General features: G+C 57.4%; 14 protein-coding genes. 3 read left to right on the top strand and 11 right to left on the bottom strand.

The window, feature by feature from the left end; all coding sequences use genetic code 11:
• Positions 1–89 precede the first annotated feature (89 nt).
• Both CU100_RS06375 and CU100_RS06370 read left to right on the top strand, forming a co-directional pair.
• Positions 90–1,241, top strand: coding sequence for a PA0069 family radical SAM protein (locus CU100_RS06375; protein WP_106715631.1), 1,152 nt, complete (start codon positions 90–92; stop codon positions 1,239–1,241).
• Positions 1,242–1,405: 164 nt separating this feature from the next.
• On the top strand, positions 1,406–2,065 hold the full coding sequence (locus CU100_RS06370) for a ribonuclease HII (RefSeq protein ID WP_106715630.1): 660 nt from the start codon (positions 1,406–1,408) through the stop codon (positions 2,063–2,065).
• 191 nt (positions 2,066–2,256) lie between these two features.
• Here CU100_RS06370 and CU100_RS06365 read toward each other — a convergent pair whose 3' ends face one another.
• From CU100_RS06365 to CU100_RS06325, 9 genes are all read right to left on the bottom strand, one after another.
• Positions 2,257–2,742 carry a F0F1 ATP synthase subunit B gene (locus CU100_RS06365; protein ID WP_106715629.1) on the bottom strand — a complete coding sequence of 162 codons (486 nt, stop codon included), beginning with the start codon at positions 2,740–2,742 and terminating at the stop codon, positions 2,257–2,259.
• 11 nt (positions 2,743–2,753) lie between these two features.
• Positions 2,754–3,392, bottom strand: coding sequence for a F0F1 ATP synthase subunit B (locus CU100_RS06360; RefSeq protein ID WP_106715628.1), 639 nt, complete (start codon positions 3,390–3,392; stop codon positions 2,754–2,756).
• 104 nt (positions 3,393–3,496) lie between these two features.
• Positions 3,497–3,724 (bottom strand): F0F1 ATP synthase subunit C, encoded by a 228-nt coding sequence (locus tag CU100_RS06355; RefSeq protein ID WP_008125314.1) that lies wholly within the window; start codon positions 3,722–3,724, stop codon positions 3,497–3,499.
• 114 nt (positions 3,725–3,838) lie between these two features.
• Complete coding sequence (locus CU100_RS06350; protein WP_106715627.1) at positions 3,839–4,591, bottom strand: F0F1 ATP synthase subunit A; 753 nt, start codon at positions 4,589–4,591, stop codon at positions 3,839–3,841.
• Positions 4,592–4,640: 49 nt separating this feature from the next.
• A complete protein-coding gene (locus tag CU100_RS06345) occupies positions 4,641–5,051 on the bottom strand; it encodes an AtpZ/AtpI family protein (RefSeq protein ID WP_183635560.1) in 411 nt (136 codons plus the stop codon).
• Positions 5,052–5,653: 602 nt separating this feature from the next.
• Complete coding sequence (locus tag CU100_RS06340; RefSeq protein WP_106715625.1) at positions 5,654–6,886, bottom strand: cell wall hydrolase; 1,233 nt, start codon at positions 6,884–6,886, stop codon at positions 5,654–5,656.
• A 339-nt stretch (positions 6,887–7,225) separates the two neighbouring features.
• Positions 7,226–8,695: a ribosome biogenesis GTPase Der gene (gene der / locus CU100_RS06335; RefSeq protein WP_106715624.1), complete on the bottom strand. Its 1,470-nt coding sequence runs from the start codon at positions 8,693–8,695 to the stop codon at positions 7,226–7,228.
• Positions 8,696–8,714: 19 nt separating this feature from the next.
• Positions 8,715–9,395 (bottom strand): tetratricopeptide repeat protein, encoded by a 681-nt coding sequence (locus CU100_RS06330; protein WP_106715623.1) that lies wholly within the window; start codon positions 9,393–9,395, stop codon positions 8,715–8,717.
• Between the two features lie 152 nt (positions 9,396–9,547).
• A complete protein-coding gene (locus CU100_RS06325; RefSeq protein ID WP_106715622.1) occupies positions 9,548–10,129 on the bottom strand; it encodes an NnrU family protein in 582 nt (193 codons plus the stop codon).
• A 152-nt stretch (positions 10,130–10,281) separates the two neighbouring features.
• On the opposite strand from CU100_RS06325, the gene CU100_RS06320 reads away from it, so the two are divergent.
• Positions 10,282–11,316, top strand: coding sequence for a polysaccharide deacetylase family protein (locus CU100_RS06320; RefSeq protein WP_106715621.1), 1,035 nt, complete (start codon positions 10,282–10,284; stop codon positions 11,314–11,316).
• A 19-nt stretch (positions 11,317–11,335) separates the two neighbouring features.
• Here the strand turns inward: CU100_RS06320 and sbmA are convergent, their stop codons facing one another.
• Entirely contained in the window at positions 11,336–12,589 is a 1,254-nt protein-coding gene (gene sbmA / locus CU100_RS06315; RefSeq protein ID WP_106715620.1) for a peptide antibiotic transporter SbmA, read from the bottom strand.
• A 258-nt stretch (positions 12,590–12,847) separates the two neighbouring features.
• Positions 12,848–13,111: a DUF1127 domain-containing protein gene (locus CU100_RS06310; protein ID WP_106715619.1), complete on the bottom strand. Its 264-nt coding sequence runs from the start codon at positions 13,109–13,111 to the stop codon at positions 12,848–12,850.
• Positions 13,112–13,122 lie beyond the last annotated feature (11 nt).

The following is a 13,122-nucleotide window of genomic DNA, read 5'->3' as shown; positions in this document are numbered from 1 at the left end:
TGTTCTTGCTTTGTTCCATAAGTTTGCTAGGAATACATTCATGTTTCGGCCAATCGCGACTCGCTCGCACTTTGCCAAGGAGAACACGGATGAACATCGTGATGCAGGCGGACAAGGCGGCCTTTGGGCAAGGCCGCGCACAGCATGCCAATTCACTGATCGAAGAAGCTGGGATGCGGGTAGGTCAGGAACGCCGGCGCGGACGAGGAGCAGGCATCAATCCAACCGGCAGGTTCGAAGCTGAAACCCGCCATGTCTACGATGATGGTTGGGAAACCATCGAAGATTTACCGCCGTTCAAGACCGAGGTTCAGATCGAGAAGCCACGCACGATCATTACCCGCAATGACTCGCCCGACATTAGCTTTGACCGCTCAATCAATCCCTATCGCGGCTGCGAACATGGCTGTGTCTATTGTTTTGCGCGTCCAACCCATACTTACATGGGACTTTCTGCGGGGCTCGATTTTGAAGCGAAACTCTTTGCCAAGCCGGACGCGGCGAAGATGCTGGACAAGGAACTCTCGAAGCCCGGCTATACGGCGAAGTCGATCGCCATTGGCACCAACACCGATCCCTACCAGCCCGTGGAGAAAAAATGGCGAATCATGCGGGATATCCTTCAGGTACTGGAGGCACATCAGCATCCCGTTGGAATTGTTACGAAATCTGCACTTGTCATGCGCGACCAGGATATATTGGCCCGCATGGCGGAGAAAGGTCTCGCCAAGGTAGCACTGTCCATCACCACACTGGACGGGAAACTTGCGCGCACTATGGAGCCCCGCGCTTCTACACCGACGCGGCGTTTGCAAGCACTGCGCAGTTTGTCGGACGCTGGGATCCCGGTCAGCGTGATGGTCGCACCGGTCATCCCGGGTCTCAACGACCACGAGATCGAACGAATTCTCGACAGCGCTCATGCCATGGGCGCGCTGGAGGCGGGCTATGTGCTTTTGCGCCTGCCGCTGGAGGTCAGCCCGATATTCAAGGACTGGTTGCTGCGCAACTATCCGGACCGTTATCGTCATGTGCTCTCGCTCGTTCGCTCGATGCGTGGCGGGAAGGACTACGACGCGGAATGGGGCAAGCGCATGCGCGGTGAAGGTCCCTACGCCTGGCAGATCGGCAGACGGTTTGAAATAGCGGCCAAGCGGCTCGGCATCAATGTGAACAAGCGGCGGCTGCGGACTGATCTTTTTGCCGCAACGCCTGGGACCGAACAATTGTCGCTGTTCTAGGCAAGGTGCATGACCGAAGAAAACATACGAGGAAGCAGCAACAATAACAGTAACTTACCTCCGTCAGGCATTGCCCCCCTAGCCTGACGTGACCTTGGGTAGCAGACCCCATCCCTGCCCAAGGACTTGCAGAGAATCAGAACGAATGCGAGGCTCGTCGCAACATGGCTCGATTGCGTTCTGATTCTCTGCTTATTCCTCATGAACCTGGCAAACCGGATTTTGCCAGTGAGCGGAAGCTTATCCGCAGCGGAATCGAATTTGTGGCGGGAATCGACGAAGCCGGACGGGGTCCGCTGGCAGGTCCTGTTGTCGCCGCCGCTGTCATTCTGAACCCGAGAAAAGTCCCCGACGGGCTCGACGATTCGAAACGGCTGACACCGCAACGGCGAGCAGAACTCTTTGATATCATTGTAGATAAGGCACTTGCCTGCGCCGTCGCGAGTGTGTCTGCGCCGATGATCGATGCATCCGACATATTGAAAGCTGCGCTTGAGGCTATGCGCCGGGCAGTATGCGGGCTGGCGATCCAGCCTGGTCATGCACTCATAGACGGCCGCGACGTGGCTCCGGGGCTGCCCTGTCCGGCGACGGCCCTGATCAAGGGCGATCAACGTTCAGTTTCGATCGCTGCGGCGTCGATTCTCGCCAAGGTGACACGCGATCGAATGATGGCGCAGACCGGCAAGTATTTCCCTCTTTACGGTTTGGAAACGCACGTCGGTTATGCAACGGAGTTCCATCGCAATGCCATGGAGACGCACGGACCAGTCGTCGGACTACACCGGTTCAGCTTCTCGCCTCTGAAAGAGCGTCAGGTCTGATATTCAACCTGATACACGCAAACTTCCCGCGCCGGTTGATTTTTTAGAGCCAAAACCTGGCCTTTTGCTGCCAAAACCTTCGATTCTGATTCTAAGAAGGCGTTTTCCGCGTCAGAACCTGTGCGAGATCAAGCCATAGCAAAAGAAAAGCCGCCTTTCGGCGGCCTGGTCCAAGTTCAATTTTCCCGTTCTCAGTTAAGGCGGGATTTTACTTCAGTCAGTGATGACTTGAAGAAGTCGGCGGACGTCTTGGCATCCACCTTGTCGGCCAGAATACGGCTAGCCGCGGCGACTGCGATATCGACGGCCGAAGCCCGAACTTCGTTGACTGCCTCGGTCTCGGCCTGGGCGATCTTCTGCTCGGCGAGCTTGTTGCGGCGGGCAACGTATTCTTCGGTTTTCTGTTTGGCTTCCTGAAGAAGGCCCTGCGCTTCGCGTTCGGCAGCGGCGACGATCTCGCCCGCTTCCTTTTCGGCTTCCTTGCGCTTGCGCTGGAATTCGGCGAGCAGGGATTGTGCTTCCTCGCGAAGGCGGCGAGCTTCTTCCAGTTCATCCCGGATCTTTTCGGCGCGGCCATCGAGAGACTTGCTGACGACAGCGGGAACCTTGAGGTAGACCAGCAGCGCGAGGAAGATGACGAGGCCTACGAGGGCATAGAATGTTGCGTCGAGTTCCATTGTGATTCTCCTCAGCCCCGGACAGCTTTGACCGCAGCGGAAATGCTCGCCTTGTCGATGCTTCCGCCAAGGATCTTTCTGATGATCTCGGAAGCGGTATCTTCGGCGATCGTTCCGACTTCGTTCATCGCCTTGTCCTTGATGGCGGCAATGCTGGCCTCGGCGTCGCTCAGTTTCTTTTCGAGAGCCGCAGAGACTTCTGCCTGTTCAGCGTCGGCTTTCGCCTTGGCTTCATCGCGGGCTGTCTGGGCAATGCCGCCCGCCTTCTTCTTGGCGTCGGCCAATTCCTGCTCGTAGGCAGCAAATGCCTCGTCCGATTCCTGCTTCATGCGAGCAGCCTGATCAAGATCGGTGGCGATGCGATCACGCCGCGTCTCGATGATGCCGCCAATTCGAGGCAGAATCACGCGCGACAGGAACAGATAGAAGACAGCAAATGTCAGTGCCAGCCACAGAATCTGCGATGCAAAATGGCTGGAATCGAATGGCGGGAAAACGCCTTGCTGATGCGGCACACCGGTTTCAGTATGCGTATCGGTAGCATGAGCATCAGGCGTCGCGCCCGGAACGGCCGTTTCGGCTGCCCCATGCGTGTCGGTCTGAGCGATGGTTTCCGTTGTGGATGCGGCGTAGGCCGAAGACACAAACATTATGTAATCCCCTTGAAATCGGGCGTTTCCCAGAATCAGCAGTGTAGCCTGCTGCAAATAAGAAACTGGCCGCGCCAGGCGCAGCCAGTATCAAGCCGTCGTGATCAAACAGCGAAGAGAAGCAGAAGAGCGATGAGCAGCGAGAAGATGCCCAGAGCTTCGGTAACGGCAAAGCCGAATACCAGACGGCCGAACTGGCCATCGGCTGCTGATGGGTTGCGCAACGCACCGGAGAGATAGCTGCCGAAAATGTTGCCGAGGCCGAGGGCCGTTCCGGCCATACCAAAACAGGCAAGACCTGCACCGATGTACTTTGCTGCTACCGGATCCATATTAAACTCCTTTTAGATCGATTCATCATTGATAGATTGCATTTGGCGGAAACCGCCGGTGAAGTCTTTGGTCCATGCCAGGCTATCGGAGTCGGGCAAGAACCAATTCTGAAGTCAGTGGCCGCCAGGATGAACTGCGTCGTTCAAATACATGCAGGTAAGCACTGTGAAGACGTAGGCCTGAAGGAAAGCCACCAGGAATTCGAGACCGGTCAACGCCACGGTCATCGCAAGCGGCAGAATCGCGCCGCCTATGCCGAGCGCGCCGAACGCGCTGAGCGAGGCAACGAAGCCGGCAAACACCTTGAGCGTGATGTGACCAGCAAGCATATTGGCGAAGAGACGAACCGAAAGGCTGATTGGACGGGAGAGAAACGAGATGATCTCGATGGGCACCACCAGAAGCAGCAGCGGCGCGGGCACGCCTGACGGGATGAACACGCCAAGGAACTTGAAGCCATGCTTTGCAAAACCATAGGCAAGCACGGTCCCGATAACGAGGACGGCGAGCGCAAAGGTGACGATGATCTGGCTGGTGACCGTGAAGAAGTAGGGAAACATGCCGAGCATGTTGGCAACGAGCACGAACATGAACAGCGAAAACACGAACGGGAAAAACTTCATTCCGGCGTTGCCTGCCGATTCGCGCAATGTCGAAGCGACGAATTCATAGGCCATTTCAGAAATGGACTGTAGACGGGTTGGAATGAGGCCACGATTGGACGAGGTCATATAGAGGAAGGCGGAAGCGACACCGATCGTCGCAACCATGAAAGCCGACGAGTTGGTAAAGGATAGATCAATTCCGCCCACGTTGATGGGAATCCACTTGGCGATATGGAATTGATGAATCGGATCGTTGGACACGCTAACCTCGTCTCTCTTGCATCATTCCCGCAGGCATCGCCCGCAAGATCTATTCCGGTTTGTCGCGCTCTGAGTCCTTTATGGACTGCAAACCACGGTTCTCCGCCACCCGTCCTGCGGAGCGCAGGATATTCAGCGTCCCAGCACAAAAACCCAGGAGGAGCAGAATGATCAGCCCCCAAGGTGAAGTACCCAAAAATCGGTCAGCTAACCAGCCCAACCCCGCACCAACCAGAACACCGGCGATAAACTCGCTCGACAATTTCATGGCCTGCGCGACACCGGAGGCGGTTTCCGTCCCCTTGTCGTTTGAACCGGACTTTCGCGCTGCATGGCTGGAAACAAGTTTTGCTTCCAGCGAGCGGCGACGGCTCTCCAGTTCCTCCGAAGTCAGCATCTTCCCGGCATCCGGCGTGCTACCGACAGAACCTGACTTATCGGGATCCTTACCCGTGGCCAATGGCATGTCCTTTACACGCTGATGCGAGGCTTCACCCCCGCTTCGAAGTCGCGCGCAACATATTGTTACGATCCGCGCTAGTCAAGGCGCAGACCCGAGAGTCTGGAGGGTAATTTAACCGGGAAAATTCAATATATTAGCCAAATATGACTATATGTCTCACCTCTTGATCGAAGTTTTGCACCCGAATCCCTGCCGATCATGCCGATATGGAGCATTTGAACGCCGCCCGGCCACGACACTTTCCGATGTCGCGCAGTCTGGTTCAACCCTGCGTTTCTTGCAGGTCGCACCGAACCAACCGTAAATGAAAACGGACGGCATGAAGGAGTTTGGGGGTTAGAGCAGAAAGCACCGAGCCAGCCGGTGCATCGAAGGGATGGCCACTTCGACCTTTGGGCAGGCCCTGCCCTCAAATCTGGAGGTGAGTGATGTGGTATAAACCGCTGAGCGTCACCCTGATAATGAAAAGAACCCGGACAGGCTGGCAAGTCGTGTCCCGGGTTCAATTCAGATAATCAGGAACGGGGGACGCGCGAAAGCTCGTTCCCCACTCCAGAAGCAATATAGCAGCTTTGCCGTTGTTTCCAAGCGTCCGAAAATCAAATCCAGCCGCCACCGTAAGTGCGGTAGAATATGTGCTGGCCGATCTTGTCGATACGCTTCATCGTATGAGCCCACATCGCCCGCACGTAGACTGCGTGATAGTGCGTGGCTGAACCGATCTCGGGCAGGAATATTCGTCCTGAGGTGACGGCCATGGCAACTTCCTGCGCCACTTTCCATTGTTTGGGTTCGGTTACGTTCAGCTTTCGCCCTTCGCAGGCAAAGGAAAACTGGCACCGGTTGATCCAGTCATCGTTCTGATAAACGACCTTGCAGATGGTTTTCGGATAGGCGGGATTGCGCACGCGATTGAGAATGACCTGCGCGACGGCCGCCTGACCTTTGACACTCTCGCTTCTCGCTTCAAAATAGATGGCGGTTGCCAGGCACTTCTGTTCTTCCTTGCTGAACACGACGGCAGGCAAGGGCGTCGCCAGCCAGTCATGATCGCCCGCGCCGAGTTGCGGAATGAAGCGGCCCGTGGTTTTCGGTTCGTTCAGGATCGTATCAAAGGGAGATGTCTTGGAATAATCCGGAGCCGCCGGCGCATAACCGAGGGCGAGTATGTCCGGCTGGTTGTTGGTGACGAGGCTCGCCAGCATCGGCGGGAGATCCTGCTCCAGCTTCTCCGGGGCGCGATTGTGAAACGCGAGTGCAATCTCGATTTCCTTGCCCGCGATCTTCGGCTTGGCGAAGGCCATCTCGACCTCCACGCCGTGAGTGGGACGCATCAGCATGCTCTGCCGCTGCAGAATCGAACCGGCGCTGAAGGCCTTGGGCGGAGCTTTCTTGCTGATCGAGACAATGCGTCCCTGCTTTTCAGCACGATTGATGCGATCTTCGTCCGGCGTGGCGCCCGGTGCCTTGTGCGAGCCATTGATGACGATCGGGCCAATACCGGGAGCATTGATACCACTCGCGGGAATGCTGGACGTGATCGCCTTTTCATCAACGAAGGACATATTGGCCTTCTGGATCGATCCGGCGGGAGACTTTTCGAGATAGGCCGTCCACCGGCCCTTACCGGATTCTGCCCCGGACAACATACTCGCCATGTCCTGATAAGCGGTGACGGTCGGCGACAGAAGGTAAATTGCGGCTCCGATGACCAGTGGCCCGATGATCTTGCGGTCCGTATGCTTCTTCCGAGCCCAACCGCGGGCTTGAATTTCCGTTAGAGCTTTCAGCCGGGAACCCGCCCGCAACAACCCAGACAAACGCACGCCCATACCCCACTCGCAACCGAATAATTCTGGTTGTAAAAATGAAGCATTAACCTTGATGGAGGGTTAACGAAGTGGGGAGAATTCGATCGAAGCGACAGTTCAACCTGGGGCTCAATGGTCCATGCCAATTATCTCTCCCCTTGTGGGCGAGAAAGGATTTTCTTGGATTTAGCCTCTTCCTAGATCCTTGGAAAATCCAAGTGAGGGGATAATTCCGGGGGGCAAATCCCCTCTCTGGCGATTTCTAGCACTGAGCAAGTGCCAAGATGCCGAAATCGCTACCTGGGCGAGCCACGGATCTCGCCCGCCTTCGGCCCCAAAGGGGGAGATAGGGGCGCCGCCCTAACGCTTCTTCTTCGCCCGTCCGGCAAAAGGATTGTCCGAGGTGCGGAGCACAAGGCGGATGGGCACGCCCTGGATATCGAACGTTTCCCGTATCCCGTTGGACAGATAGCGCACATAGGATGTTGGAAACGCGTCCGGACGCGAGCAGGAAATGACGAAGCCCGGGGGTCTGGTCTTGACCTGCGTTATATACTTGATCTTGAGACGGCGGCCAGCGACGGCGGGAGGCGGATGATGCGCCAGAACGCCTTCCAGCCAGCGGTTAAGGCGGCCGGTGGAAATGCGGCGGTTCCAAATCTCGTCCGTCGAGGCAACAGCGGCCATGAGCTTGTCGATGCCCTGGTTGCGCTCGCCTGAAATCGGTACGGCACGGATGCCCCGGATCTGCGGCAACAGACGTTCGGTCTTCTCGCGCAGATCGGCGAGGACCATCTGGCGGTTTTCGACGAGATCCCACTTGTTGAACGCTATGACCGGAGCGCGGCCTTCGCGAATGATGAGATCGGCGATCTGCAGGTCCTGCTTCTCGAAGGGTATGGTCGCGTCAAGCACAATAATGACGACTTCGGCAAAGCGAATGGCACGCAGCGCATCGCCCACCGACAGCTTTTCCAACTTGCCCTGAACGCGCGACTTGCGCCGCAAACCGGCAGTATCGAAAAGCTTGATCTTGCGGCCGTTCCATTCCCAATCGACAGAGATGGAGTCGCGGGTGATACCGGCTTCCGGCCCCGTCAGCAGCCGGTCTTCGCCGAGCATCGTATTGACAAGGGTGGACTTGCCGGCATTGGGACGGCCGACAATCGCAATGCGCAGCGGCTTGGACGCATCATAGGCCGGGATATCCTCAGCGTCAGGATCGTCGATATCGTCGCCGATCAGTTCATCGAGGGCGCGGGGAACGGCAGGTATGTTGACGGCGACGCTGTCGTCTGCTTCGTCCTTCCTGTGCTCATCGGGGAAGACGCGCTCTTCGCCCATGATCTCGACGATTGCATCGCGCAGGTCTGGAAAGCCCTGGCCGTGCTCCGCCGAAATCGGCGTAGGCTCGCCGAGACCGAGCGCATAGGAATCATACATGCCGGATTCTGCACCGCGCGCTTCGGCCTTGTTGGCGACGAGGATCACCTTTTTGCCCGAGCGGCGCACGAGATCGGCAAAGGTGACGTCGGTCGGCGTGATACCTGCCTTGGCATCGACAAGGAAGAGGATGAGATCGGCTTCGCCAATGGCAAGCTCGGTCTGGGCGCGCATGCGGCCTTCGAGCGATTCGCTGTCCACTTCTTCGAGCCCCGCCGTATCGATGACATCGAACTTCAGGTCATAAAGCTTGGCGCCATGGACGCGGCGGTCGCGCGTGACACCGGGAAGATCGTCGACGAGCGCAATCTTGCGGCCGACGAGCCGGTTGAACAGGGTCGATTTACCGACATTCGGACGGCCGATTATTGCGACACTAAAGCTCATCGGCTCTCAAATTCCTATCTTAGCCCGCCGCAGCGGCAGGTGTGGCGCCGGTGCTCTTCAACAGATCGAGCATCGTTTCGGCAAACTGGCGCACATTGGCCGGTGCAGCCTGATCGTCCGAAATCTGCTGGAACAGCTTGGTCGCATCTGCACCGCGCCCGGCCTTCCAGGCGGCGAGGCCCAGCACTTCGCGAGCGGAATGGCGCATCGGATTGCTGTCTACCGCGAGCGCCTCGGCGCGGGACGCCACGTCATCATAGGAGCCGGTGTCGACGAGGATGAGGGCGGCGCGCAGCTTGGCAAGATCGCGAATGGACTGCGGGACGGACGTATCTGCGGAGACCTTGTCGAACGCCGCGACGGCACCGGCAAGATCACCCTTCTGGGCGATGACGCCGGCAGCGCGCATGCGCGCCAGCACCGGATAAGCGCCGTAGCCATCCTTTTCCAATTGATCGAGCGTCTTCAACGCTTCGTCGTTCTTGCCGTCGCGCACAAGGTTCAAGGCAGCGAGAAACTGGTCACCGGACTGCGAGGCCTGCTTTTCGGTCCAGTATTCGTAAAAGGCAAAGACCGCCGTGCCGACAACGAGAGCCACGACCGCACCGATCAGCAGCGAGCCATAGCGGCTCCAGATCGCCTTTGCCTTGTCGGAGCGCAGTTCTTCATTTACCTCACGGAAAAAGCCGTCGTCAGTCATGGTGCCTCTGGATGGCCTTGCGCCACCTTGTCAATTGCTAGACGCGCGAAAGCAATGCTGCCCCGCGCATGGAATAGGCGCTTTTAGTCGGAAACTTCGCAGGATGTAAGTGGCAAACGCAAATTACGCAAATATCGACGCAGCCCTGATCATCATAGTGGCGGAACGCCGATCAGAAGCTCATGCAATCTCCACACGAAGAGCACGTAGAGCACGAGGCCGATGGCGATGGCGATAACGTCGTTCGAGACCGGACCTGGAACGATGTAAGGCGCCGCAAGCCCTGCCCGCTCCTGCCGCTTGATGGCGATGCGATCGACCACTGCCCAGGCGAGAACCGACAGGAACAGGATGAGGGAGGCGAGATCGCCATTGGCGAGGAGATGCGCCAGCGCCCATGTCTTGATGGCGATCAGCATCGGGTGCTTGAGCGCCGGTTTCATGCGTCCCGGCCTGGCGATGAAGATGCCGAGGAAAATAAAGGCAAAGAGCATGAGCAGCGCGGTGATATGCTTCATCCAGACCGGCGGCTCGTACAGCACCGGCGCGTCGGGCCGTGCCATTCCATAGCCCCACACGAGAAGGACGAAACCGATGAGCGAGATGACCGAGTAGAGGCCCTTCCACGTATTGTCGCCCCATTGTTCGATCTTCGCGAGACGCCATTCAGGCGCGGCGATACGCACCGAATGAACACCAAGAAAAACAATGATCCCAAGGATGAATATGAGCATGGCCGTCCTCCCCCAATGTAACGACCGGAAGATAAACCCATGCGGGTCCGGTTAGAAGCAATATTGCTTGCGGTGCATCGCCGCGTCCGATCATCGCCACATTTGACCTTTAGCCAACATGCTCCCTCCCCGGAGCCTTCGTCTTCCCCATCATGCGTTCGATCTGCACCGTCCTCGCCGCGTCCGCCGCGTTCCTGTCCCTGTCCGCCCTGGCGAATGGCGGCGCGGAATTGCGCGGTTCAATCGGCGTCAGGCCGCAATATGTGCTGATCTCATTCGACAATTCGGGCAACAATGACTTGTGGGACCGCAGCCGCGCGCTGGCGCAGCGCTCCAATGCGAAGTTCACCTATTTCCTCTCCTGCGTATTCCTGATCGACCGCAACGACCGCAAATCCTACAAAGCGCCGAACGAACCTGCCGGGCGCTCCAATATCGGCTTTGCCGCCTCGAAGGAGGATATTGCCCGGCGGCTCGACAATATCTGGCGTGCCCGCAACGAGGGCAACGAGATCGCAAGCCATGCCTGTGGGCATTTCGACGGCAAGGTATGGTCGAAGGCGGACTGGGAAGAAGAATTGACGACATACAAACAGGTGCTTGGCGATGCCTGGAGCAAGTATGGCGACGGGCCGGAACCCGAAGGCTGGAGAAAATTCGTCGACACGGAAATACGCGGGTTCCGCGCGCCTTACCTTTCGGAAAGTCCAGCGCTGCTTTCAGCCTTGAGGGACAAGGGATATGTGTTCGACGGCAGCGGCGTATCGCGCGGCCCGGCCCTGCCGCTGCATGCCGGCGGGCTCTACCAGTTCGGATTGCCGACGATAGACGAGGGGCCGAAGAACAAGCCGGTGATCGCCATGGACTATAATCTCTTCGTACGCCATTCGGGCGCGGTGGAGCGCCCCGATCACACGGATGAATTCGAGAACCGCGCCTACCACGCCTTCCGGGGCGCCTTCGAGCGCCAGTACGATGACAAGCGCATTCCGTTGCAGATCGGCCTGCATTTCACGCTGATGAACGGCGACGCCTATTGGCGCGCGCTGGAGCGATTCACCAGCGAGGTTTGCGTGAGAACGGATGTGCGCTGCACGACCTATAGCGAATATCTCAAGGAGACCGGCGGCTTAACGCCGGTGGCGGGAGCGGAACTCGTGAAACCGGCAGCGAGCGGCGGGATCTGACCGCCGCCGCAATCAAAGGTCAGGCCTCTTCGGTCTGCGTTCGCAGATAGTGCTGGTCGATCTCAGGCAGCGGCTCATCGTAAATCACCGCTTCAAAAGCGCGTAGACGCTTATAGATAGAGATAAGTTCGACGATCGTCGTCCAGGAATTCACAAGATACTGGAATGAAGACGTAACTTGTGAAAACGCACCGCTGATCTGGTTCATGGTGCCAAGAGTGATCTTGCCTGCGACGATCGACGGGATCAGAACGATCAGCGAGAAGATATTGTCGGTCTGCAGATAGAGATATCGAGCGACGTTGAAGTACATGTAGTGGAAATAGAGCCGGAAGTAATTGCGACGAACATTGGCAAAAAGATCCGCCACAACAGGTGGCTGAGCCCTGTCTTCGTGGTCTTCGCCGTAGACGAGTTCCTTGCGGTATGCTGCTTCCACACGCTGGTTGCGAAACTGCAAGCCCGGCAATTTCACGCCGACACCAGCAAGCACCACCGTTCCGAATATCGACCAGAAGACCGCGGCGAAAACAAGCGGGTGCGGTACTTCCCCGACAATGGGCAACTCAGTGATATTTGCAGACAGGGCGATCAGGACGGGTACGAAAGCAATGAGGGTCATGAACGAGTCGATGAGCCTTACGCCGAGGCCCTCCATCGTTTCGGCAAAGCGCATCGTATCTTCCTGAACGCGCTGTGACGCTCCCTCGATGTGCCGCAATTGGCTCCAGTGCGACATGTAGAATTCGTTCATGGCCGTGCGCCAGCGGAAGATATAGTGGCTGACAAAAAACGCCAGCAACACGCTGACGGTGACGCCGACAAGAGCAACGCCGAGGAACTGGCGTACACCCTCATAGAACTGTTCGTAGGTTACAGGTGCCGACTTGGACACTGCAGCCTGGATGAGATTATAAAACGGCCCATACCAATTGTTGACGGCAACGCTGACCTGAACCTGGAAGTAGGTGACGAAAAGGATGAACGCCGATCCTAGGACCGACCAGTGCTGCCATCTGTGCGGCGAGTACCACGCCCAGAAAGCAGCGAAGATTGCGACGACGATTGCAAAATAGATGTAGAACCAGATGAATGCCGGCGACCAAAAGCTGGTTATGCCGATGATGGGCGGGGCGTCGGGGGCTGCGGGTGGCAAACCGAAATGGGCACCTAGACCTTCGCCTACGAAGAACCAGAAGAGAACAGCCGCTAGCGCCCAAAGCACGGCGGAGGTGAAGAATAGCTTTGGCCTGGGGAAAAATGAGACAAACACGGTGGATTCCTCGAATGAAAGTCATGCAATAGCTCGTGTTACGACTTGCACGAACCTAACAGCATGAATAGGGCAAAGAAGAAGCCACGGTAATTAAATTGCTGTAATGATCAGAGATCGTTGCGGAATAACCGGGATGAACACCAGCGGCGATGTCTACAATGCCGGGTGCTCATGGGCCCATTGCGATAGAATTTCTGCGATGACTGCGTCTAAAGAGAACTTGGGTTGACGCTGCGGCATTGCTGCCGCGCGGCATCATTCACCGGCTTTACTACGGCGCCCATCCAGCTCAATCGCCTGCGCACGCGAAATGCCGATATCCTCAAGCATGCGGTCGCTCAAGTTCGCCAGCGGGGCGTCTTTTGTGCGGGCCGAAAGCCTGGTTGCGAAGACGCTGCGTATGTAGTCCGCAACCCCTTGCAGCAGGACTGTCCGGCTTCTGTCGCGGGAGGAGAGGCCGCGGCGGGCCCAATAATTGCGGTCGAACTCTAGTAGACCAGTCGTCTCTGAATGGGCCATGATAATAGCTC

It is taken from the genome of Phyllobacterium endophyticum, assembly GCF_003010935.1.
GTDB classification, from domain to species: Bacteria; Pseudomonadota; Alphaproteobacteria; order Rhizobiales; family Rhizobiaceae; genus Phyllobacterium; species Phyllobacterium endophyticum.
This window is presented reverse-complemented; position numbering and strand designations above follow the sequence as displayed.